The organism is Halalkalirubrum salinum (assembly GCF_005543295.1).
GTDB classification, from domain to species: domain Archaea; phylum Halobacteriota; class Halobacteria; order Halobacteriales; family Haloferacaceae; genus Halalkalirubrum; species Halalkalirubrum salinum.
In genome coordinates, this window is sequence record NZ_SRSG01000058.1 from 114,288 (window position 1) to 137,532 (window position 23,245).

Below are 23,245 nucleotides of genomic sequence, written 5' to 3' on the forward strand. Positions count from 1 at the left end.
CTCTGTTCCGTGGGATTTGTAGCCTTCTACCCACTTTCGTCGACTGTTTCGAGGAACTCCCGAATCCGAGCGCGGATGAACTCCGGATTGTCGACGTGTGCGTTGTGACTCGCACCCGGGATCTCCGCAGTCCGACAGTCCGCGAGTCGCGTCTCGAGATATTCCGCGTGTGATTCGATGAACGGTTCGTTCTCGCCGTACAGCAGCAGGACGGGGACACCGGACAACTGCCACGACCAACTCGACCTGAAGTACTCCCGTGTCGCGGACAGAATCTTCGAACGTTCGCTCGCCGGCAGTTCCGGCCTCTTGCACCCGTGGGCCTCACGGATTTGTTGTAGCTCGTCGACGTCCACCGTCGAATCAGCCCCGAAGAGCTTCTGCTGAGCCCATACGGTGGCGTTAAAAATCCGCTCGTTCCCCATGAGTGGCAGTATCACTCGGGAATAGGCAGTCTTGAAGGCCCACTCGGGTGTCGAGAAATTCTCGGGAGTCATGGCTCCGACCGCGATGAGGTCGGACAGCCTCTCGGGATAGGAGTCGGCGAACGCGTAGCCGATCATCCCGCCGAGTGAGTGTCCGAGGACGGTCGGCCGGTTGACGTCGAGTGCCTCGATGAAGGCGGCCAGGTCGTCCACGTACGTGTCGACCGTGTATCGGTTGAGGGCTGACCCACCAGTCTTCCCGTGCCCGCGGAGGTCGTACAGGATGACGCGGTAGTCGTCGGTGAGTGGTTGCAGTTGTTCGGCCCATACCTGATGATCCGCCGTTGCCCCGTGGAGCACCACGATCGGCTGGCCGTCACCGTCGTCCTCGTAGTAGGTCTGAATCCCGTTCGTCTCGACATACGACATCTTTCATCGTGAAATCATCACCCGAATCTTCTTAACGGTTAGCGCCGGCAAATTTCTGACATCCTGGGTATTCGTCTCATCACCTGTCAAGGATGGTGGCTGGGTCGGCGTACGCAGGTGGCCCACGACACGCTCGTCCAACTCCCGTGTACCATGACGCCGCTCCGCCGAACCGGAGAGCTGACCCGTTGCGACGATACTCAAGACGCCGTTCGAGATCGTCTTCGTTGGGAAAGAGTGATAATAACGGAATAAGAACGTGTCTATCGAATACGATGATCGACGACCGTGTACGCCAGCAAGCCACGAAACTTGTCGAGTGGTGTGTCGAAGTCGAACCCGGTGACACCGTCACCATCATCGCGAACGAGGCCGCGAAAGAGCTAGTGACCGCACTCCACGCCGAACTCGGTGACCGTGGCGCTGAACCGGTGACAGTCTACGCAACGATGGACGTGAGCGTCGGACTGTCCGGCGAACCGATGCGAGCGTTTCTCCAGCACCACGACGACGAGTTCACGTCGCCAAGCCATCTCCTGGCTCTCCTCGAAGAGAGTGACGCCGTCATCGGGATCAGGTCAGACACGAACACGAACGTACTCAGTGACGTGTCCGAGGAGACGAAACAGCGGCGGGCGGAGGCGATGGCACCGTTCATGGACGTGTTGACGGAGAAAGAACAGGTCTGTGGTACCCAGCATCCGACGCAAGCGTGGGCCCAGCGGGCCGGGATGTCACTGCCCGAGTACGAGGACTTCGTCTACGGCGCGATGCTCCGAGACTGGGCTGCCGTCGAGGAGAAACAAGAGTCACTCCGCGAGCGCCTCGAATCCGCGAGCGAAGCGCGCATCACCGGCCCGGAGACGGACATCACGATGAGCCTCGACGGAATGCACGCAGTTAGCGATATCGGAGAGCGGAACTTCCCCGGTGGCGAGGTCTTCACCGCGCCCGTCGTAGACTCGGTCGAGGGAGAGATCTGGTTCGACAAGCCATCGATGGTACAAGGGCACGAGGTCGAAGACGTCCGCCTCACGGTCAAGGACGGGACTATCGTGGAGTATTCTGCGGGGAAAAACGAGGAGACGCTCGAATCAGTGCTGTCCACAGACGAAGGGGCGAGTCGAATCGGTGAACTCGGGGTCGGGATGAACGAGGGTATCGACCGTTTCACCCGGAACATGCTCTTCGACGAGAAGATGGACGGCACCGTCCACCTCGCAATCGGTCGGGCATATCACTGGACGGTCGGCGAAGATCGCGAGCAGAATCAGAGCGCAGTTCACGTAGACCTTCTCAAGGACATGAGCGAGGGTCGGATTGAACTCGACGGAGAAGTCGTCCAAGAGGATGGCGAGTTCGTCTGGGAGTAGGAACGATTCACGTGATGGTGTTCGAGTAGCATCACGCAGCACTGTCTCCCATTGGAATCTCAGGGAGTAGTAGTCCGGCACACATTTGACCGCTGAACGCCTCCGTTCGAGGTATGCAACCGACATCGCGTTCCGAGTGCATCGAAGATATATCAGGAGATTTTGGCTAGTAATGGTCTCAAATCGCGACGAGTACTACAACCATTCGTCCCGGTCTGTTGTGCCTACTAGTTTCTAACAGCAGCAGTGTCGGTGACCACTATTGCGGGGGCGGGGATGATTGACCAGATGCAACTATCGGTTTTCTGAAACTTCGGACGGTATTTATGCTCGCTTTGCGAAGAGTTAGCATATGTCTTCAAATGATCAGATCCTCCGAGTACTCCTCATCATCGTCGCGATCGTCCTCCTTGTACCGTTCCTCTTGATGGCCGTAATGATGCCTGCTATGGGGATGTGGGGATGGGGACACATGGGTGACGTGGGAATGTGGAGCGGGGCTGGATGGATGTGGCTCTTGATGTGGTTGATCATCTTGATCGCCACTCTCGGAATCGGATACCTCCTGTACCGCGGAATTCGCCGAACAGACGGTCGACATGAGGACGCGGCGCTCGAAGAACTCCGCGTCGCCTACGCCCGAGGCGAACTGTCCGACGAGGAGTTCGAAACGCGGCACGAGCGACTACGACGGGAAGACTGACAGATATGTCTGACCATCACGACCACCGTGACGAACACGCGCCCCATCAGAAGCCGACCGATCGTGAGTGCCCGTGCTGTCGCGTCTGCGAGTGTTATCGAGCGGCATCCGACGAGGAGGCGGCACGCTCGTCTCACGAAGGCCACCACGGGGACGGTGGGCACGACCACGGCGGAATGGTCGACCACTCCAGCCACGAGCAGATGTTCAAACGCCGATTCGTCGTCTGCTTCCTGCTCGCGTTGCCCGTCCTCTACTACAGTTCGATGCTGCAGGGCTGGTTCGGGTACACCGCCATCCAGTTCGCCGGCAGCGAGTTCGTCGGCCCTGTCCTCGGAGTAGTCATTTTCGCGTACGGCGGCATTCCTTTCCTTCGGATGGGCGCGGTCGAAGCCAGAAACCGCGAGCCCGGAATGATGTTGCTCATCTCGCTGGCGATCACCGTCGCCTTCGTCTACAGTCTCGCCGCAATCGTGTTTGAGATCGGCGAACCGTTCTTTTGGGAGCTGGTCACGCTGGTCGTCATCTTTCTGCTGGGTCACTGGATCGAAATGCGGAGCGTACGGCGGGCCTCGGGGGCGCTTGACGAACTCGCCGACCTGATGCCTACCACCGCCGAGCGAATCGACGAATCTGGAGATACCGAGGAAGTCTCTGTCGACGATCTCTCCGAGGACGATCTGGTACTCGTCCGACCCGGGGCAAACGTCCCAGCCGACGGCGTCGTCAAGGAGGGCGAATCGAATGTCAACGAGGCGATGGTCACCGGCGAATCGAAACCGGTCGAAAAGACGCCCGGCGACGAGGTGATCGGTGGCACGACCAATCAAAGCGGCAGCCTCCGCGTTCGCGTTACCGCGACCGGAGAGGAGACGACACTGTCGGGGATTATGCGGTTAGTCGACGAAGCCCAACAGAGCAAGTCACGCACACAGGTACTCGCCGACCGTGCCGCGGGCTGGCTCTTCTACGCGGCGCTCGGCGCCGCAGTGGTGACCGCGATCGCGTGGGGCCTCGTCGAGGGATTCGGACTGTCTGTGGTCGAACGGGTCGTCACTGTGCTGGTGATTGCTTGCCCGCATGCGCTCGGACTCGCTGTCCCGCTGGTCGTCGCGATCAACACCTCGCTGGCCGCGCGCAACGGGATGCTCGTCCGCGATCGGATCGCGATGGAGGAGGCCCGCAACCTCGACACCATCGTCTTCGACAAAACGGGAACCCTCACAGAGGGTGAACAGGGCGTTGTCGACATCGCAACGACGGACGGCTGGAATGAGGACGACGTGCTCACGCTCATGGCCGCCGCAGAGGGCGATTCGGAACATATGATTGCGACGGCGATTCGAGAGGAGGCACACGACCGTGGCCTGTCCGTTCCGTCCACGCGAGCGTTCGAGGCCCTCGAGGGACGGGGTGTCGGTGCCACTGTCGAAACCGACATCTCGGTGGGAACTGGCGAGTCCAGCGCCGTGCAGCAGGGAACAATGGTCTATGTTGGCGGGCCGAACCTCCTGCGGCATCTTGATATCGATCCCGGCGACAGTTTGACATCCTTCGCAGACAATGCGGGTTCCCGGGGGCAGGGAGTCGTGTACCTGCTGCAGGACGACGAGGCTGTAGGGGCAGTCACACTCGCGGATGTGATCCGCGACGAGAGTCGCGAGGCGATCGATGCACTCCACGCGATGGGGATCGAAGTTGCGATGTTGACCGGCGACTCCGAAGACGTCGCTCAGGCCGTGTCCGAAGAACTCGGCATCGACACGTACTTCGCCGAAGTTCTCCCGGAAGACAAAGACAAGAAAATCGTCGAGCTACAGGAGCAGGATCAACTGGTTGCGATGGTCGGTGACGGCGTGAACGACGCGCCCGCGCTGACGCGTGCGGACGTCGGCATCGCAATCGGGTCGGGAACCGACGTGGCTGTCGAGTCAGCGGACGTCGTCCTCGTCGAGAACGACCCTCGGGACGTCGTGAGTCTCGTCCGCCTCAGCCGGAAGAGCTACCGGAAGATGCAGGAGAATCTCGTGTGGGCCGCCGGCTACAACGTGTTCGCTCTCCCGCTCGCTGCCGGTATCCTCGCCCCGATTGGTATCTTACTCTCGCCCGCAGTGGGGGCCGTCCTCATGTCGGCGAGTACAGTCATCGTTGCGGTCAACGCGCAACTCCTGCGTCGGGCCGATATCACGGTGTAGGTCGAGTCTCCCGTCCGAGAGCCCACATCACTGAAAATGGACGACTAGTCGCTGTCATGCTCGCCAAGCCGATCACGAACCGCCGATTCGATATCGCGGTCATCTTCGATTGCCGTGAGGAGTGCCCGGAGAAGACGATTGTACGCAGTTGAAGCCCGCATCTCACTCGCGCGCCCGTGTTTCAGCGTGTGGACTACCGTGATCCGGGTCAACCCCCTCAGTACGTCCCGCGATTCGTTTGACCTGCTGTCTGACGCTGTGGGTGAAGGTGGTTATGAGACTCGTCCTGTGACCTGATGCTACAAAAAAGCGCAGCTTCTTGATCATCTGGGGAGGGGGTGGTCGGCGATCCAACCGTCAATATACCCACGAGCGAACGTCACCGGCTTCGCGTTCTACTCAACTCCTTTGTCCCGTTCGATTTGTCCAGGATCGCTTCTCTTAGGCATTCTCTGCTCAGTAAAGAATTAGTCGCTTAAATGATTCTGCGTGGTATCTGTAACGCAGCGGTTTTTTTATGATCTCCGTGGAGCAGTCCGCCACACACTTGACCACTGGCCACCTCACTTTGGGTATGCAACCGATACCGATTTACGAGTGCACCGAGGAAATATCAGGAGATTTTGTATCGTAATGGCCTCAAATCGCGATCACTACTACAACAAAGCCAAACAGGAGGGTTACCGCAGCCGCGCGGCGTACAAGCTCAAACAGCTCGACGAGGCAGCCGGCCTGTTCGGCCCCGGAAACACGGTCGTCGATTTGGGTGCGGCCCCCGGGGGCTGGCTCGAAGTCGCTGCCGAGGCAGTTGGCGATCACGGCAGGGTTGTCGGCGTTGACTTCCAGCGGATCGATGAGGTGGACTCCCACGTCGTCTCAACAATCCGCGGCGACATGACCGACGACGAGACGAAGGCGGCGGTTCGCGAGGCGATCGGCGAGGGGGGTGCGGATGTCGTACTCTCGGATATGGCTCCAAACATGACCGGCGAGTACAACCTCGATCACGCCCGATCGGTCCACCTCGCCCGCCAGGCGTTCGAGGTCGCACTCGACGTGCTCGACACCGGCGGCGATCTGGCCGTGAAGGTCTTCGAGGGACAGGATCTCGACGCGCTGGAAGCGGACATTGAGCGCGAGTTCCGCTACGTCCGCCGGATTAAACCCGACGCCTCGCGGGATTCGTCCTCAGAGCTGTACCTCGTCGGCAAACACCACCTCACCGCGCCCGTTCGATCGGGCGACGAGATCGACGTCGAAATTGTCGATGTCGGCAGCGAAGGCGACGGTATCGCGAAGGTCGAAGACTTCACCGTGTTCATCCCTGGTGCGGAGACTGGCGAGACTCACACCGTCCGGATCACGGACGTGAAACCGCGGTTCGCGTTCGCCGAAATCGTCGACGAAGACTGAGTGTGGCTATTGGTTTCGTTCCCGATCGGGATCGAGTACAGCGACCACGGCGTAGACGAACGGGGTGTCCGCGATTGCAATGAGCAACTTCAACAGGTACTGGCCGACGATCAGCGCCAGCACTTCCTCGAGGGGCAGTGCAAACCCAATACCGAACAACTGCGGCGCGAGGACGAATGCGACTGACACGAAAATGATCGTATCGATCGCCTGACTGGTTCCCGTCGAGACGATGTTGCGCAGCCACAGATACGAACCGTCAGTCACCTCCCGGAGGCGGTGAAAAACGAGCACGTCGTAGTTCTGGCTCACGACGTACGCTAGCAGGCTGCCTGCCACGATGTTACCCGCCGGCGCAAGTGCCGCCTCGAAGGTCGCAGCGAACTCGGGGTCAGCTGCCGGGGCGGCGATCGTCGACCACACGAGCGCGAGCACGACGAAGTTCATCACGAACGCTACGTTGACCACAATCTGTGCGGCTCGTCGGCCGTACAGCTCCGCGTAACAGTCTGAGGCAAAGAACGTCAGCGCGTACGCGAGCGCCGCACCGGGCAGGACGATCGCGCCGCCGACCCACGGCAGTTCGACGGGCAGCGGCAGCGCAAGCAGCTTCGCGGCGGTGAGCTGTGCGGTGACGAGTGCGGTCACGAACAGCGCGATGAGGCCAACCTGCCCGGCTGCAAGCCGGGGTTCGGTTCGACTGTTCGCTGTGGCCGCAGCGTTACCGCTCATCGTCGACCTCTTCCAGACGGCCGTGTCGTTCGTCGATCTCGTCGAGCAGATCGAGCGTCTTGCGGATCGAGGCCCGCACGGCCTCGCTTCGGTTCACGAACTTTCCGTCCTCGCCGACGTGGCGATCGAGATCTGTCAGCAGCTCTTCTGGAATCTCAACGCTTATCTTGGGCATATCCAGAGATTCTCGTGAGAATATCTTAACGGCAGTGATTTCCCCTGGGTTGCCGGGACACCTATCACTATTAGCACGGCCGGACCGATTACTGCCCGATGAGCTACTGGCGGGTCGTCTCGATGATTCTGGGCTGGCAGGTTGCCGCGAGTGTCATTTACTACTCGATCTTCGCGGCGACGCCGTTTTTCCGCGACGAGTTCGGCCTCTCAGGATTTTACGTTGGCCTCGTCGTCACGTCGCTGACGCTCGGCTATGCGGTGTTTTTGCTTCCGCTTGGGGCAATCACCGATCGCTTCGGCGAGCGCCGAACGCTCTTTGTCGGCCTACTGGGATTGTCTGTCGGCGCGCTGCTCGTCTCGATGGCGTGGTCGTATCCAACGTTACTTCTGGCGGCGTTTCTGCTCGGATCGCTGTACGGTACGGCGATGCCCGGCACGAACAAAGCGATTTTCGACAACATCGAGGCTGGCCGACAGAACCTCGCGATCGGGATCAAGCAGGTCGGTGTCACCGCTGGATCGGGAATCAGTGCGTTGTTCATCACGTCGATCGCGGGTGTGTTATTCTGGCAGGCTGGCTTTTGGATCGCCGCGGGGGTTGGCGTCTTCGCTGCCGTGGTTTTCGTTGCGGGATACCGGACCGACAGCCAAAGCGGAACCGCGTCGTACCCGGACTTCCGGCGACTCGCGCAAAACAAACCCTACCGATCGCTGACGATCGCGGGGTTTTTTCTCGGCGCAGGGCTGTTCACGACAACCGGGTACACCATCCTCTACATGGACGAGTCGGTCGGCTCGACAGTTGCCTACGGGGGCGTCGTGCTCGCGGCACTGCAGGTCTCAGGCAGCGTCGGTCGAGTGATCACCGGCTGGCTCGCGGACGTATTGCCGGGTGAACCGCGACGATCGATCGGGACTATTCTGCTCGTCCAGACGATCGCTGGCGTCCTGTTGTTCATCGCCGTCGCGCTCGCTGATGGCGTCCTCCTCGCGACCGCCGCGCTCATCGGTCTCGGTTTCTTTGTGCTCGGGTTCACCGGCGTCTATTATTCGTGTATGGCGACGCTCGTCGCGCCCGAGGAGATGGGCGGCGCAACCGGCGGCGGCCAGCTCGCGCTGACCTCGGGAGCGCTACTCGCGCCGCCGACATTCGGTTACCTCGCGGACGCGTTCGGCTACCGGGCCGCGTGGCTCCTGCTCGCGGGGCTTGGGTGTCTGTCGATCGCCTTTGTCATCCAGGTCATCCGGACCGAGCCGCCGGTTCAGCAGACTGCCGCTCGGGCCGAGTAGTTCGGCTCAGATCAGGTGTTTTGAACCTGTCGCTGCGATCGAGTACCCAGATCGATCGTTGCCGGCACCTGAAGGCTGATACATCCTGTCATACATCCTCTGGCCATGCCGCTTCTCTCGCTCGATACGACCTATGAGCCGACGCCCGCCGAACGACGCGACTGTACGGAGACACTCACCGACGCGTACACCGAGGAGATGCAGACAACCGCCGGCCACGTCGCGGTCGTTGTTCGATCGCACCCACCCGACGCGATGGCGATCGGCCGTGCCGTCGACGGTCCGCTCGCGTTCCTCAACGCAGACATTCGGGAAGGCCGGCCCTTCGAGTTGAAGCGATCGTTCGCACTCCGTGCCATGGAGTACCTCACTGACGCGTGGGACATTCCGGAACCGAACCTCAAAGTGGCCTTTACAGAACACCCCGGCGAGCAACTGATGGGCGTCGATCGAGTCGGCGGCGAGTGGTCGCCCTGACTGTGTCTCCCTCGGAGTATTGTTCCGGCGATCGCGACAGGAGGCCGCCTCAGCCAAGTTGCTGTACAAGTTCGACGACGTAGCCGTCGGGGTCTTCGACGAATGCGATCCGTCGATTCATTGTCGACAGCGTTATCGGCGGTGTATGGACCGGCGGATCTTCGCGCTCACATAGTGTTTCGAATGCTTCGTCGGTGTTTTCGACGCCGATCGCAATATGATCAAATCCGCCGGCTGCACCCGTCTCGTAGTCCGCGTCAGGATCGTATTTGCACTGTATCTCGCCGTGTTCGCCGCCGATATAGACGTACTGCACGCCGTCGTTGACGACCTCCCAGTTCACGTCGAGTTCGAGTCCCTCTGTGTAGAACTCGATCGTCCGCTCGATATTGTCGACCCACACTGCGGTGTGTATCACGTCCATGCCGGCCGCTCGCGCGTCTCGCGGTAAAACGCACCTGTTGGGAACGACTTCGCCGGGGACACATCTTTGATATACGATCACGAACATTACGGGGTATGTATCGAATTCTGCTCCCGGTTGACGCCGACCACGATCGAACCCGCCAACAGCTCGATGCGATTCAGCGCCTCCCGGGTGATGACGACATTGAGGTGACGGTCTTTCACGTTCACGAACCGATCGACGCGCCCGGTGCCGAAATCGGCGGCAGTATCATCGACGATATCAACGAGTCGATCGACGAGCTTCAGGGCACGCCCGAATCAGTGACAGAAGCCTACGAGACGCTTGAGGATGCGGGCTTTCAAACGCGGGTTGGTGCGGTGACTGGTGACGCCGTCGAGAGTATCATTGCGGCTGCAGGCGACATCGACGCGGATCTGATCGTGCTTGCCGGCCGAAAGCGATCGCCCGTCGGCAAGGCGCTGTTCGGCAGCGTAACCCAGGGTGTGATTCTCGAAAGCGAGGTCCCTGTGTTGGTGCCGAACTGATGGCACCACCCCTCGACGACACGCAGTGTCTGCTCACTGCCGCAAGCAAGGGGCTCGCGCGAGCAGCCGCGAGCGCGCTCGTCGATGCTGGCGCGCGCGTGACGATCGCCTCTCGCTCTCCGGAGAACCTCGCGACGGCTCGCGAGGCGATTCTCGAAGAAACTGACGCCGCTTCAGACGCGGTCAGGACACAGGTCTGTGACCTCCGATCGCCCGAGGAGATCACACAGCTGGTCGACGATACCGTCGCCGCGTTCGGCGGGCTGGACGTACTCGTGACAAACCACGGGGGCCCCCCGGTGCAGTCGATCGCCGACACCACCGTCAAGGAGTTCGACGAAACCTACGAACTGGTGCTTCGGAGCACGTTCGCAACGCTTCGGGCTGCGCTTCCGGCGCTCGCCGACGGCGGCGGCTCGATCGTCAACATCGTCTCTGCGACGGCGCCGGAGCCAACAGCCGGTGACGTCTTTCAGGCCGCGCTCCGGCCGGGGATCTACGGGCTTTCGAAGAGCCTCGCGAACGAGTACGGCCCTGAGGGCGTCCGCGTCAACTGTGTGTGTCCGCGGGGAATTACCACCGAACGACTTACCGAAAAGATCGACCACCTGGCCGAAACCGAGGGCGTGAGCCACGAGGAGGCCGAAGCGATGCGAGCCGCAGAACTGCCGCTTCGGCGGCTCGGTCGCCCCGAGGAACTGGCTGGGGCCGTCGCGTTCCTCGCCAGCGACGAGGCCTCCTACATCACCGGCGAGACAATTGGGCTCGACGGCGGCTGGTCTCGGGGGGCGTTCTAATGACCACCGACGACTCCCTTGCCGATCGACTCGCACGATACGCACTGGAGACAGATCGATCGGCCCTTTCGGACTCTGTGGTTGACGCGGTCCGCAAGGCCACGCTGGATTGGACCGGTCTCGTTCTCGGCGGCGAGGCGATCGCCGAATCGAGCGCGAGTGTTGCCCGTGGGGTCGCCGCACTTGCTGGCTCCGGAGACGACCCGACCGAATCTGGGCGAGCGACGATGCTTTCGACCGGCGAGTCGATCGCACCCGATCGGGCTGCGCTAGTGAACGGCACCTATGCCCACAGCCTCGATTTCGACGACACACATCGATCGTCCTCGTCACATCCTGGCGCGCCAGTGATTGCTGCGGCGTTGGCAGCCGCAGAGGCGACAGGTGCGGCGGACGACGAACTGCTCGCGGCGATCGCGGTCGGCTACGACGTGACCTGTGGGTTCGGGCGGGCGGTCAACCCCGACGCCCACTACGGCCGCGGGTTTCACATCACGGCGACCTGCGGCACGTTCGGCGCGACCGCCGCGGCCGGGCGGCTGTGGGGTCTTTCGACCTCGGAGCTCTCGGCCGCGTTCGGCATCAATGGCAGCCAGGCGGCGGGCTCACTGCAGTTTCTCGACAACGGCGCGTGGAACAAGCGGCTCCACCCGGGGCTTGCCGCATCCCGCGCGATCGAAGCGGTTGCACTCGCTGCGGCTGGCTTTCGGGGCGCGTCCCGGCCGTTCACTGGGACACACGGGTTCTTTCACGGCTATACCGACAACGCCGATCCGTCCGTGCTCGACGGACTCGAACCCGGCGCGGCCGTCCAGGAGACGGCGCTGAAGCCATATCCCTGCTGTCGGTACATGCATGCGGCGATCGACGGGTTGCTCGACATCGCTGCTGAGGAAGCGATCGACCCAGCCGCGATCGAATCGATTCACGTGGACCTGCCTGCCTCTGGCGTGACGCTGACCGGCGAGCCAATCGACGCCAAACGACGCCCGACAAACCTGGTCGACTGTCAGTTTAGCATGCCATTCGTGGCGGCACTGGCGCTCACCGAGGCAGACGCAGGCTTGCGCGCGTTTCTCGATGCACAAGACCGACTTGACGAGCCAACGATGCGGCGGCTGATGGACCGAACGACGGTTGCAACGAGCGAATCTGTCCAATCGCGATTCCCCGAGACGTGGGCAGCGAGTGTCCGCGTCAACGATGGATCGACACCGTACGAGCGGTTCGTCGAACACGCCCGCGGCGAGCCCGAGCGGCCGCTCTCGTGGTCGGCGATCGACGCCAAGTTTGCGGAACTCGCGACGGCAGCGGGCGTCGCCGACGACGATTGTGCGGCGATCATTGCCGCGTGCCGATCGCTGGGCGCTGACACCGACCCGCCGATTTACGAGCGACTGCGCGGCGCTGTTGGCCACAGTAGTCGATCACACTAGTAATCCCGTCGCACTGACTGTTGACCACCTACATTCCACCACTACACCCAACTACCCACCAATGACAGACGATCACACAACCAACACCGAGGAATCGACGACAAACAAACAGCTCATCTCCGGCTGGCACGGCCGATACTACGAGGACTTCAGTGTCGGAGACGTGTACAAACACCCCTTTGGACGGACCGTCACCGAAACGGACAATGTGTGGATGACGAACGTCACGATGAATCTCAACCCGATGCACTTCAACGAGGCGTACGCCGCCGAGACGGAGTTCGGCGAGCGGCTGGTCGACGGGACGTTCGTCATCGCGCTCGCGGTCGGGATGAGCGTCATCGACGTCTCGATCAACGCAACGGCGAACCTCGGATATGACAAGATACGCCACCACGCACCGGTGTACCACGGCGACACGATCTTTGCGGAAAGTGAGGTGCTCGAAAAGCGCGAGAGCAGCTCGAGAGACCACGTCGGGATCGTTACCACGGAGCTTCGGGCGTACAACCAGGACGGGACAAAGGTGCTCTCACTGGAGCGAACGCCGATGGTGTTGAAACGCGAGTACGCACAGCCGTCGGCCGCAAAACCACCGGGATGGCCCGAGGGGATCGGGACACAGCCCGAGGATGTAACCAAAACCGAGGGCGCGGCGGAGCCGGACGAATGAGCTTCGATCCCGGCGGTGGGCGGATACAGGCATCGGTTCCACAGCTGTCAGCCGCGGACGCCGCGGAAACGATCGGTCCTGACGATATTATCCTCGTCAGTGGATTCGGCGGGGTTGGCTATCCGAAAGCCGTCACACCGGCGATCGCCGATCGCGACGACGAGCTGTCGCTCACCGTTATCAGCGGTGGTGGCGTCGGGGCAACGGTCGACGACGCGCTCGTCGAAGCCGGCAAACTCGCCCGACGGTTTCCGTTCCAGACCCGGCCAGCGGTTCGGGGGGCGATCAACGACGGCACCGTCGCGTTCCACGATCGCCACATCTCGCGGGTCGCCGACGAGGTTCGACTCGGCGACTTCGGCGATCCAAATGTCGCGATTGTCGAGGCGATCGCGGTCGGCGACGGCTGGCTCGTCCCCTCGACGTCGATCGGCAACACACCCGCGTTCGTCGAGGCGGCCGATCGGCTCATTATCGAGGTGAACCGGTCTCAGCCGCTCGAACTCGCCCGGGTGCACGACGTCTACACCCGGGCGCTCCCGCCCGATCGCGGCCCAATTCCGCTGTCGACACCAACTGGTCGGATCGGCGGCCCCGAGATCGAGTTTGATCCCGACACACTGGTCGGCGTTGTCGAGACTGAACAGACCGACACGCCCTACGAGTTCCGCGACCCGACGGCCGTTGACGCGGCGATTGCCGACAATCTCCAAGAGTTCCTGGAGGCGGAAATTCGGCGAAACCCGATGCTCGAACGAAGCGTTCAACTGCAGTTTGGGGTCGGAAGCATGGGCAATGCGTTGATGGGGGCGCTTTCGGCGATCGATTTTGGCGACAGAACCGTTCGGTACTTCGGCGAAGTGTTTCAAGACGGACTGCTCGACAGCCTCGACAGTGGGCTATTGTCGGGTGCGAGCGCCACCTCGCTCGCGCTGTCAGATGCTGGCCAACAGCAGTTGTTCGACGATATCGATCGGTACGCCGATCAGGTCGTCCTCCGACCGGCCGATATCTCGAACAACCCCGCATTGATCGAACGCTTCGGTGTTGTCGGGATCAACAGCGCCGTCGAGGTCGATATCTACGGCAACGCCAACGCAACCCATATCCAGGGCACACGCGTGGTCAACGGGATCGGCGGCGGCGGAGATTTCAACCGCAACTGTCGGCTCGGTATTATCGCGCTTCCATCGACTGCTGCGGACGGTGAGATCTCTCGGATCGTCCCAATGACGCCCCATGTTGATCACACAGAACACGACCTTTCGGTCGTGGTCACCGAGCACGGAGTCGCCGACTTGCGGGGCTCTTCTCCGCGTGAACGGGCCGATCGCTTGACTGCGATCGCCGATCCTGCGTACCGGCCGCGGCTCGAACGCTACGCCGAGCGCGCGGGGACGGCTGGCGGACACACCCCACACGATCTCGACTCGGCGTTCGACTCCACGCTGTAACCGAGAATCGTAATATTCACTCGGATTCCAATATATCGGTATGGCTCCAATACCCTCCAGAGCGGCTGTATCGACCGTTTTGTTTCTCCGGTGACGGTATATTTATACCTATGAATGATTATAAAAATATGTATGTCGGGAGATTCTACCCCCACGCGTCGGGATATAATGAAAGGCGCGGCCACACTCGGAGTTATCGGGTTGGCCGGCTGTACAGGTGACGGCAACGGCAACGGCAACGGTGACGGCGAGGTCACGACGATCACGATCGGCGGGACGTCAACTGGTTCGTCGACACAGGCCGCTGGGCAGGCGCTCGCTCGCGCCGCAAGCGAACACAGCGATATTGTCGAGATTTCGGTCCAGGAAACCGACGGCTGGACGGCGAATCTGTACGAGTACGACGACGGCCAGATTCCCGCAATGGGTGTCGACAACAACTCGCTCGCGCAGGCGATCGCAGACGAGGGCCCCTTCGAAGAAGAGCCTGTTGAGGATCTGCCTCATCAGGGCTTTTTGTTCACCTCGCTGCAGATCCACTGGGTTGGTCTCGAAGGCAGCGGCGTCGAGTCCACACAGGACCTTCGTGAGGGTGGCTACACGATCTACCCGATCCAGCCTGGCTTCGGAACACGACTGCTCACCGAGGAGATTATCAAGGAAGCAGACATGTGGGACCAAAACGACATCCTCAACGTCGACACCGGTGACATTCCGGGTGCCGTCGAGGAAGGTCGCGTTGACGCGCTCTGTCTGTACGGATCAAACGGTGTCGACCTGGCCGGCTGGTGTCAGGAAGTTGATGTCCGGAGCGGGGAGGGACTGTACCTGCTTGAGGTCGACGACGACTTCAGACAGACGATCGATGACCACCCCGGCGCAATTCTCGAAGAGATCGAACCGTATGGGTACGAACAGGAGGTTACCGACGTTACCGACGAGATGGTGACGTGGTCGCTCGCCGGCCAGTGGGCATTTAGTCCCGACATCCCTGCGGAGGCAACCCGGGAGGTCTGTCGGTTAGCGATGGAACACGAAGATACCCTTCGAGAATCGGACCCGACTACCCTCGAGTACTCTCCAGAAGCGATGACACAAACTGTCATTCCCGAACTCGAGATCCACGCGGGCGTTGCGGACTTCTTCGAGGACGAGGGCGTCTGGGACGATTCGTGGACTCGAGGAGAATAATTCCCGATCGTACATTCGGCAGCACGCACTACTATCAATCGCCCTCACCTTTGTGCTAGAACACCACGATGTCAGACCCAACGGATACCGCAACCAATACGACTGAACCGGACGACGAGAGCCTATTCGACACCTCAGAGCCGATCGATTTCTATGAGGGACGTCGTGGCCGAAACCAACTTCGATTGCTTGCAGGAGCAATCCCATTCTGGGTGCTGGCGTTTTTTGTGTTCCCGATGGTTCTGCCCACCGTCGTTACGATTGGGCTCATCGGGGTTGGCTCGATCGCCATCCTTGCAGGGATTTATCGACAGACCGATGGCATACACGACCAGCTCCGGTTTCTGTTGATCCACGGCTCGATTCCGTTCTGGGTCGGCGTCATGTGGTATTCACGGATCCAACTGCCGCCGCGCGGACAGTTCGCGGTGGCGTTTCTCGGCGGCATCTTGGTGTTGTACATCATTTCGAAACTCGCCGAGCCGATCGAGAACCGAAACTATCCCGAGATCGCGCTGTTGCTCTCGTCGGCGATCATCACCGTGGTCACGACAAGCTATATCACGGTCAATTATCAGCGGATCGCGGTTGACTCGCTCGGCCGGGCGACCCAGCCCGAACTCGTTCTGGCAGCGCTGTTTACAGGAGCGCTCATCTACCTGACGTGGCGATCCTTTGGGATGACGTTCCTTATCGTTGTTTTTGCTGGGATCGGTTACGGGCTTGCGGGCCCGTGGATGCCCGGTGCACTGAGCCACGGTGGGCTGTCTGTCACACGAACCCTTCGAATCTTGGTCATGAGTGCGGACGGCTTCTTCGGCTTCCTGACTCGACTTGTTGCCGCGTGGATCGCGTTATTCCTCTTGTACGCGGGGCTGTTGAAAGCCTACGGCGCGTTCGACCTCATTCTCCGACTCGCGGTTCGCTCGGCGAAGTACGTCGACTCGGGCATTGCACAGACTGCTGTCGTTTCGAGTGCGGTGATTGGATCGGTCAACGGAAGCCAGACCGCAAACGCGGGGATGACCGGCTCGTTTACCATCCCACTGATGAAACAAAACGGGATCAAACCAGAGACTGCCGGTGGGATCGAAGCCGTTGCCTCAACCGCTGGGCAGGTGCTGCCACCAGTCATGGGTGCCGGCGCGTTCATTATGGCCTCGCTCATCACGGGAATTACGTACGTTGATGTCATCGTTGCGGGGTTGATCCCGGCGACGATCCTCGTCGTCTCGATCGTCATGGCTGTCCACTACGTGTCGGTGCCACAGATCGAAAATCCCCGGATGGAAGGCATCATCGGCGAACCGCTGCCCCGCAGGCAGGTCGTCCTCGAGACGATCAAGTACGGCGTACCCCTCGCGATTCTCATCTACATCCTCGGTGTCTTGCAGTACACGGTGATGACCGCGGCGCTTTGGACCTCGATTTCGATGATTTTCTTTGGTGTCACAATCCCACTCATTCAAGCAAAAATTGAAAATGACTCGGTCTCGGAGGCGTTCGTCACGACACTCAAACAGACCATCGACGGCGCGCGAGAGGGGGTAGTCGTCCTCGCGCCGGTGGCGATCATCCTCGCGGCGATCAACGGCGTCGTCGACATCCTCATGGCGACTGGCGTGCCGACGGCGATCTCGCTCACGCTCATGGATCTCTCCGGTGGCGTGATGATCGTCGCCGTTGTGTTGGCGATGATCATCTGTATCCTGCTCGGGCTAGGCATGCCAACGACCGCGGCCTACACCGTCGTCGCGCTGTTGATCGCGCCGACGCTCATCAATCAGTTCTTTATTCCAGAGCTTGCGTCGCACTTTTTCGTCTTCTACGCGGCGATCCTTGCGGGGCTAACGCCACCGATCGCGACCTGTGTTGCCGTGACCTGTGGGATCTCTGGGGGCGGCTTCTGGGGGAGCTGTAAGGAGGCGCTTCGGATCTCTGCGCCCCTTTTCATCCTGCCGTTCGCGTTCGTCTATCATCCCGAACTGGTCTCCGGCGTTTTCGACTACGCATCGCTGTCCGCCGGGCTGATCGCGATGATCGCAGCGATCGCGATCATCCACGGCATCAACTACCGATTCGCGTTCAATCGCGGGGCAACCTACGGGATGCGTGTGGCCTTTTTCGTCCTCGGCGTCGTCGCGATGGTGCATCCCGATCAGATGGTGCAGGTTGGCGCACTCGGTGCGGTCCTCGCGTTGTACGTGCTACAGACGGTTGCAGGGAGTGCTGATCCGCTCTCGGCGATCCGCGGGCTCGTCGGGGCCGGCCGCCGCGGCCGGTAGCTCCGATCGGAGTCCGGTCTGCGATCGCACTGCAATTTTATCGCCGATACACGTCCGCTTCGTACGGGCGGAACTGTGCGCCGATCGCCGCTCCGGGACTTTTCTCATAGTTGCTATAGCGAACTGTTTTGGGGATTTTAATTTCGGTATCTGGATCAAATATTGACGGTTCGGCTGCCCAATTGAGCACGAGCAAAAGCGTCGTTTCGTTGAGCGATCGCGTGTACGCGTAGCTGCGTTGGTGATCCGGACAGTGATCCTCGCCGTCGCCGTCTATCACTGCGTCTTTGTTGTGTCTGCGCTCGGTTAGCCGGGCTATCGTAACGTTTGCAACTCTTTGCAAGAGCCACCTCGAAATACAGTCTGAGAGAACGTGAACCGGCAGTTCCTGAATCGAAGTGGGAAAATAATTGCAAACGCTACTATAGGCGTCCAGATGGATTTGTCCTCACTGCGATCGACCACGACGTTGCTCTCTGGGTAGTTCTGGTTGCACGCGAACCACGGCTCGCCGTCGGTGAACTCCGCGTGTTCGGAACTGTCTCACTGCATTGGAGTCCGGGCGTCGTCCTGAGTTGTGTCGTTCACCATCTCGCGTACATTTTCGGAGAATGCTGTCGATCCCGACTCAATGAGCGAGTTGAGCGCACCGATCGCCCACGCGGCAACCGGTGACGCTACTCTCCGTACGCGACAGTTAGGTGATGAACTCCGCCGGCGGTGCCAGATCACGTCGCCCACCGAACGTCACGAGGAACACAACCGCAAGCCCCACGCCGTAGGCGAAAAGCAGCGGGATCGTCACGAGGAACATCGTGATGATGTCCGCGGGTGTAAACACCGCTGCGAGCGTCAACATCGTGATAAACACCTCTCGCCAGCGCTTGCGCATCGAATTGTAGGGTATCCCCGCACTGTTGAGAAGCACCATCAAGATCGGGATGTCCGCAAGAAAGCCGATCCCGATCGTCGTGAAGATGATGAGCCACATGAAGTCGTTGATCCGGTAGCTGATGATCATGCCCGCCGAGAGCGCGTCCGCGGCGAGGAACGAGATTGTCACTGGGGCGATGATCGAATAGCCGAGCGCGAAGCCGCCGAGCATCCCACCGGCCAACGCGCCCGTCCAGATAAAGATCGATCGCTGGTGGCCTCTAACGACGCCCAACTCGCGGAGCGACGGCCACGCGTAGTAGGCGATTACCGGCAGCGTGACGAACACGCCCGCGAGCACGGAGAACTTCACCATGAAGATCAGCGCCTCGACGGGATGAAGCGTGATGACGCCGATCGAGTCTGCGGTCACTTCCTCGGGAAGCCGCTGATAGAAGTCGACACGGACGTCTCGCAGGCCGCCGCTGTACAGCCACGCGAACACGCCACCCATCACAATAATGAACGTGAGCACGATCCGGAACGATCGCGATCGGAGGCTGTTGAGAATGAAGACGATGTCGGTGTAGTACCCGCCGATGTCATCGGAATCGGTTTCGCCGTCAGTCAACTCCGCGAGGAAGGTGTCGCCCGCTCTCGAGGTCCGATCGCCGAGCCCGCCGGCCTCGGTCGTTTCGGCTTCGGCGCGCTCGTCCTCACTGCCCTCGTCACCGTCCTCGGACTCTCGGAGGTGTTCGGTTTCGTCGAAGCGATCGACGATCGCCTGGGCCTTGTCGGCATCGTCCGCTTCGAGGGCCGCGCCAGCGTAGCCCATTGCTTCGTCCTCTGTCAAATCAGCAAACGCCTCCGGCGGTGCCGCACGGATCCCGGCGGCATCAAGGGATCCGAGGTCGATCGCCGTTGGATCGCCCATCGCTGTCCCAGCAGGTTCGACTTCGGCTTCGAGGGCGACGTACACGTAGTACGCGAGCCCGACAGTTGCGAGGATAGCGCCCGCGATCGCGCCGTACAGTAGTAACGATACCTCTGCGGAAACGATCCCGGCATCCGGCGGGAGGATTCGGTAGCTACTGCCAGCCCACGCGAGTAGATCGTTCGTTGCGGTCCGCCCGCCGTATTCGTGGTAGCCGTAGATGACCGCCATCCCAGCGACAAATAGCCCGGTGAGCACGTTCCAATGTGATCGCGCGACCGATCTGACGCGAACCCGCGCGCCGGCGCGCTTCGCGGTGACGACGATCTTCGCGAGATAGAGACTACTCCCGTACAGCACCATCAGCGGAACCGCCCACATGATCTGGGTGAACGGATCAGGCGGCGAAAAGAAGGCCCCGAACACGAAGATGCCGACGACTGCGTGACGCCACTTGTCGCGGAACGTCTCGTAGGGGACGATCTCGGCGTACGACAGCGCGGTGATGAAAAGCGGCATCTGGGCGGCCAACCCAAACGAGATGGTCAAAAGCACGATGAACTCGGTCCACATGACGATCGAGTAGGTCGGCGCGAAGCCAGCGTCGAAGCCGAAGCCGGCCAAAAAGCCGAACATGAACGGGAAGAACACGCCAAATCCGTAGGCGGCACCGCCGGCAAACAGCGCGACGGCGAACGTGGCAACGAGTGCAACCTTCCAGCGCGGAATCGGTGTCTGCGGCCAGTAGCCGCGCTCTCTGAGGGCGTCTCTGGTAAAGTACAAAAGCGCCGGTATCGCGATGAGCACGCCGACGATCAGCCCGATTTTCGCCTGCAAAAGGATGACGTCGAACGGTGTCGTCGCGATGATGTCGAAGCTGTCGCCGACTTCAGCGCGCATGCGTGATTCAGTAATCCCGCGAAGCCAGTCCCAGATGTACGTCCGCAGGGTCCAAAACGTCGCTAAAAAGCCGATCAAAAAGACGACGAAGACCTTCTGGAGGTCCTTTTGCGCCGATCGGAGTATCGCAAACAGCGTGTCGCGACCCTCCATCAGCGTTTGCTGGGTGTCTTGGTCGAGCGCGCTGGACATATATCCGACAAAAGTCGGTTCGTCGTTATCAACTTTTTCTCTCGGCTGTCCGCGGCGTTCTCGAGTCGTCGATCGCCGGTCCCTTGCCGATCGATTGCTGGCTCGATCCGAAAAGGCCTATAACGACACGGTGTGGAAGTACTAGCGAATGCCCGACGAGTCGGATCGTCCACCAGCCGATCCTACCGCAGAATCCGGTTCTGCTCCCGACGACGTGAGCGACGGCTCTGCGCAATCCGCAGATGACGACACCGATCGACAGGACGGCGACGATACCGATCGACCGGATGGTGATGACCGCGATCGACAGGAGGGCGACGATACCGATCGACAGCCCGATGGCGAAGAGAATACTGAGCGGAACACCACCGGGGACAGCGCTGCGGATCCAGCTGAGGATGTCGCAGACGCTGGCGATGGGTCTGCCCGAGAGGGAGACACAAACGAGGAAGAAGTAGATTCGGACGCAGACGAGGTGGAAGTAGATTCGGACGCAGACGAGGACGCCATCGAAGCAGATACAGACGGAGATACCCCGTCAACAGACGGCGGCTCAACGGCATCTGCCGGTGTCGTCGAAGGGATCGATCGCGGGACGGATGCCGACGAAGGCGTGGTGTCTGACATCGGCGATGACGAGGACGACGAGTTCATCTCCGCACCTGAAGAGGACGAGGAGATGCCGCTTGCAGACCACATCAACGAGATGATGCGGCGGCTCGGCGTCGTCTTCCTCTTCGGTGGGATTGCAACGCTCATCGCGTATCCGTACTCGCCGGATCTCGTCAACTACCTCTGGGGCACCCACATCCCAAGCCCCGAGGTTAACGCCCCGCGGATATACGGCCCGCTCGAATTCATTCTAACAAAACTCAAAGTCGCCGGGCTCGCCGGTCTCCTCATCGGGCTCCCTGTGTTCGTGTACCAGACGTATCGGTTCATGAAACCCGGGCTGTATCGCAACGAGCGCCGCTACTACCTCGCATCCGTTCCGACGAGTCTTATTCTTGCGATCGTCGGCGTGCTGTTCGCTCATTTCATCATCCTTCCGTTCGTCTTCAACTATTTCACCACCTACACGACCGACGCGGCCTCGGTTGCCTTCGGCTTGCGCGAGACGTTTGCGATGATGCTCGCGCTCATGGGCTACATGGCGATCATTTTCCAGATTCCGCTGTTCATCATGCTTGCGATCATGATGGGGCTCGTCACCAGACAGTGGCTCGAAAACAAGCGGCTCATTTTCTGGGGACTGTTCGTCGGGATCGCGTTCACCTTCACCGCGGTTGATCCGACCGGGATGGCTCCGATCATTATCGCGCTCACGATGATCGTCCTCTTCGAAGGGACGCTCGCGCTGCTGCGCTGGACCGGCAACTGACCCCGCCACGCGGCAGCTATCGATCGAACCGATCGCGAAGGTCGGCTTCGTCAACACGATACTTGTACGCGGGTCGTCCCTCGATCATCACGTACGGGACCCGCTCGCCGTAGCGCTCGCGGAGCGCTTCGTCGGTGTCCACATCTATTTCCGAGAGTTCGATCGGCGTTCCCGTCTCCTCGCTGACCCGTTGTATCGTCTCTTTTGCCTCCGCACAGAGATGGCAGTTCTCTCGGGAGTAGACGGTAATCGTGATTGGGTCGCTCATACTCCTGGTTCGTTGTGCTCGGACGCAAGCGTTACGAATCGGCTTGCCCTGGTTTCGGTATGGCGACGATCGTGCTGGTGAGACACGGCGAAACCGCGTGGAATCGCGATCGCCGGGTACAGGGATGGGCCGCGGTGCCGCTAAACGATCGCGGCCGCGAACAGGCTGTTTCGCTCGCGACTGCGATCGAATCGCGATACGATGTTGATCGACTCATTGCGTCGGACCTTCGACGGACGCTGGAGACCGCTCGACCGATCGCCCGCAAGACCGGGGTCTCAGTCGAACCGTCCACAGGATGGCGCGAGCGGGACTTTGGCGTCTTTCAGGGGCTCAGCTATCGCGAGCTATTCAGTGGCTATCCGGAGTTCGCGATCGGCACCTCCGGCTATCCGGCGGCCCTTGCCCGCCCAGAGAGCGGTGAGAGCTTTATTGACCACCGAGAGCGGGTTCTCGCTGCGTTCGATCGGCTTGTCGACTCACTCGACAGTGCGGAAACCGCCGTCGTCGTCACCCACGGTGGATCGCTGTATCAGGTGCTCGGCCGACAGAAAGGGCTCGACATTGTCGAAACAGTGATGGATCAATCGCAGGGGAACGGGGCAATCAACGAATTGGCCGTCGATACGGCGAACGGGAGCGTTTCGATCGTCTCAGAAAACGAGACGACGTATCGTGATACCGATCGGTAGT

The 23,245-nt window shown here is 60.8% G+C and carries 22 protein-coding genes; 15 read left to right on the top strand and 7 right to left on the bottom strand.

The window, feature by feature from the left end:
• Positions 1–26 precede the first annotated feature (26 nt).
• The gene (locus E5K03_RS15205) at positions 27–854 is read right to left on the bottom strand and encodes an alpha/beta fold hydrolase (RefSeq protein ID WP_138007639.1); all 828 of its coding nucleotides are present in this window, start codon (positions 852–854) and stop codon (positions 27–29) included.
• A gap of 278 nt (positions 855–1,132) precedes the next feature.
• On the opposite strand from E5K03_RS15205, the gene E5K03_RS15210 reads away from it, so the two are divergent.
• The 4 genes from E5K03_RS15210 (at position 1,133) to E5K03_RS15225 (ending at position 6,538) form a co-directional block, all read left to right on the top strand.
• On the top strand, positions 1,133–2,227 hold the full coding sequence (locus tag E5K03_RS15210) for an aminopeptidase (protein WP_138007672.1): 1,095 nt from the start codon (positions 1,133–1,135) through the stop codon (positions 2,225–2,227).
• Positions 2,228–2,579: 352 nt separating this feature from the next.
• Positions 2,580–2,930, top strand: a complete 351-nt coding sequence (locus E5K03_RS15215) for an SHOCT domain-containing protein (RefSeq protein WP_138007640.1) — start codon at positions 2,580–2,582, stop codon at positions 2,928–2,930.
• Between the two features lie 5 nt (positions 2,931–2,935).
• Positions 2,936–5,125 (top strand): heavy metal translocating P-type ATPase, encoded by a 2,190-nt coding sequence (locus E5K03_RS15220; RefSeq protein WP_138007641.1) that lies wholly within the window; start codon positions 2,936–2,938, stop codon positions 5,123–5,125.
• Between the two features lie 633 nt (positions 5,126–5,758).
• Positions 5,759–6,538, top strand: coding sequence for a 23S rRNA (uridine(2552)-2'-O)-methyltransferase (locus tag E5K03_RS15225; protein ID WP_138007642.1), 780 nt, complete (start codon positions 5,759–5,761; stop codon positions 6,536–6,538).
• 6 nt (positions 6,539–6,544) lie between these two features.
• Here the strand turns inward: E5K03_RS15225 and E5K03_RS15230 are convergent, their stop codons facing one another.
• Complete coding sequence (locus E5K03_RS15230; protein WP_138007643.1) at positions 6,545–7,270, bottom strand: queuosine precursor transporter; 726 nt, start codon at positions 7,268–7,270, stop codon at positions 6,545–6,547.
• Entirely contained in the window at positions 7,260–7,445 is a 186-nt protein-coding gene (locus E5K03_RS15235; RefSeq protein WP_138007644.1) for a ribbon-helix-helix domain-containing protein, read from the bottom strand. Before E5K03_RS15235 ends, E5K03_RS15230 begins: the two co-directional genes overlap by 11 nt.
• A 98-nt stretch (positions 7,446–7,543) precedes the next feature.
• Here E5K03_RS15235 and E5K03_RS15240 point away from each other — a divergent pair, with 98 nt between their 5' ends.
• On the top strand, positions 7,544–8,737 hold the full coding sequence (locus E5K03_RS15240) for an MFS transporter (RefSeq protein ID WP_138007645.1): 1,194 nt from the start codon (positions 7,544–7,546) through the stop codon (positions 8,735–8,737).
• A gap of 105 nt (positions 8,738–8,842) precedes the next feature.
• Complete coding sequence (locus E5K03_RS15245; protein WP_138007646.1) at positions 8,843–9,214, top strand: tautomerase family protein; 372 nt, start codon at positions 8,843–8,845, stop codon at positions 9,212–9,214.
• A gap of 49 nt (positions 9,215–9,263) precedes the next feature.
• Here the strand turns inward: E5K03_RS15245 and E5K03_RS15250 are convergent, their stop codons facing one another.
• Positions 9,264–9,638, bottom strand: a complete 375-nt coding sequence (locus E5K03_RS15250) for a VOC family protein (protein WP_138007647.1) — start codon at positions 9,636–9,638, stop codon at positions 9,264–9,266.
• A 95-nt stretch (positions 9,639–9,733) separates the two neighbouring features.
• Here E5K03_RS15250 and E5K03_RS15255 point away from each other — a divergent pair, with 95 nt between their 5' ends.
• The 7 genes from E5K03_RS15255 (at position 9,734) to E5K03_RS15285 (ending at position 18,004) form a co-directional block, all read left to right on the top strand.
• Positions 9,734–10,168 carry a universal stress protein gene (locus tag E5K03_RS15255; protein WP_138007648.1) on the top strand — a complete coding sequence of 145 codons (435 nt, stop codon included), beginning with the start codon at positions 9,734–9,736 and terminating at the stop codon, positions 10,166–10,168.
• Positions 10,168–10,965: an SDR family oxidoreductase gene (locus tag E5K03_RS15260; RefSeq protein WP_138007649.1), complete on the top strand. Its 798-nt coding sequence runs from the start codon at positions 10,168–10,170 to the stop codon at positions 10,963–10,965. Before E5K03_RS15255 ends, E5K03_RS15260 begins: the two co-directional genes overlap by 1 nt.
• Complete coding sequence (locus E5K03_RS15265; protein WP_138007650.1) at positions 10,965–12,401, top strand: MmgE/PrpD family protein; 1,437 nt, start codon at positions 10,965–10,967, stop codon at positions 12,399–12,401. Before E5K03_RS15260 ends, E5K03_RS15265 begins: the two co-directional genes overlap by 1 nt.
• A gap of 61 nt (positions 12,402–12,462) precedes the next feature.
• Positions 12,463–13,074 carry a MaoC family dehydratase gene (locus E5K03_RS15270; protein WP_138007651.1) on the top strand — a complete coding sequence of 204 codons (612 nt, stop codon included), beginning with the start codon at positions 12,463–12,465 and terminating at the stop codon, positions 13,072–13,074.
• Positions 13,071–14,528: an acetyl-CoA hydrolase/transferase C-terminal domain-containing protein gene (locus E5K03_RS15275; protein ID WP_138007652.1), complete on the top strand. Its 1,458-nt coding sequence runs from the start codon at positions 13,071–13,073 to the stop codon at positions 14,526–14,528. Before E5K03_RS15270 ends, E5K03_RS15275 begins: the two co-directional genes overlap by 4 nt.
• Positions 14,529–14,696: 168 nt before the next feature.
• Positions 14,697–15,719 (top strand): TAXI family TRAP transporter solute-binding subunit, encoded by a 1,023-nt coding sequence (locus tag E5K03_RS15280; protein ID WP_138007673.1) that lies wholly within the window; start codon positions 14,697–14,699, stop codon positions 15,717–15,719.
• Between the two features lie 68 nt (positions 15,720–15,787).
• Positions 15,788–18,004, top strand: a complete 2,217-nt coding sequence (locus tag E5K03_RS15285) for a TRAP transporter permease (RefSeq protein ID WP_138007653.1) — start codon at positions 15,788–15,790, stop codon at positions 18,002–18,004.
• 37 nt (positions 18,005–18,041) lie between these two features.
• Here E5K03_RS15285 and E5K03_RS15290 read toward each other — a convergent pair whose 3' ends face one another.
• Together E5K03_RS15290 and tatC are read right to left on the bottom strand one after the other, a co-directional pair.
• Complete coding sequence (locus E5K03_RS15290) at positions 18,042–18,347, bottom strand: hypothetical protein (RefSeq protein WP_138007654.1); 306 nt, start codon at positions 18,345–18,347, stop codon at positions 18,042–18,044.
• 354 nt (positions 18,348–18,701) lie between these two features.
• On the bottom strand, positions 18,702–20,903 hold the full coding sequence (tatC, locus tag E5K03_RS15295) for a twin-arginine translocase subunit TatC (RefSeq protein WP_138007655.1): 2,202 nt from the start codon (positions 20,901–20,903) through the stop codon (positions 18,702–18,704).
• Between the two features lie 148 nt (positions 20,904–21,051).
• Here tatC and E5K03_RS15300 point away from each other — a divergent pair, with 148 nt between their 5' ends.
• Positions 21,052–22,284, top strand: a complete 1,233-nt coding sequence (locus E5K03_RS15300; protein WP_138007656.1) for a twin-arginine translocase subunit TatC — start codon at positions 21,052–21,054, stop codon at positions 22,282–22,284.
• A 16-nt stretch (positions 22,285–22,300) separates the two neighbouring features.
• Here the strand turns inward: E5K03_RS15300 and E5K03_RS15305 are convergent, their stop codons facing one another.
• Positions 22,301–22,552 (bottom strand): glutaredoxin family protein, encoded by a 252-nt coding sequence (locus E5K03_RS15305; RefSeq protein ID WP_138007657.1) that lies wholly within the window; start codon positions 22,550–22,552, stop codon positions 22,301–22,303.
• A gap of 59 nt (positions 22,553–22,611) precedes the next feature.
• On the opposite strand from E5K03_RS15305, the gene E5K03_RS15310 reads away from it, so the two are divergent.
• Positions 22,612–23,244 (top strand): histidine phosphatase family protein, encoded by a 633-nt coding sequence (locus E5K03_RS15310; protein WP_138007658.1) that lies wholly within the window; start codon positions 22,612–22,614, stop codon positions 23,242–23,244.
• Position 23,245: the final 1 nt, after the last annotated feature.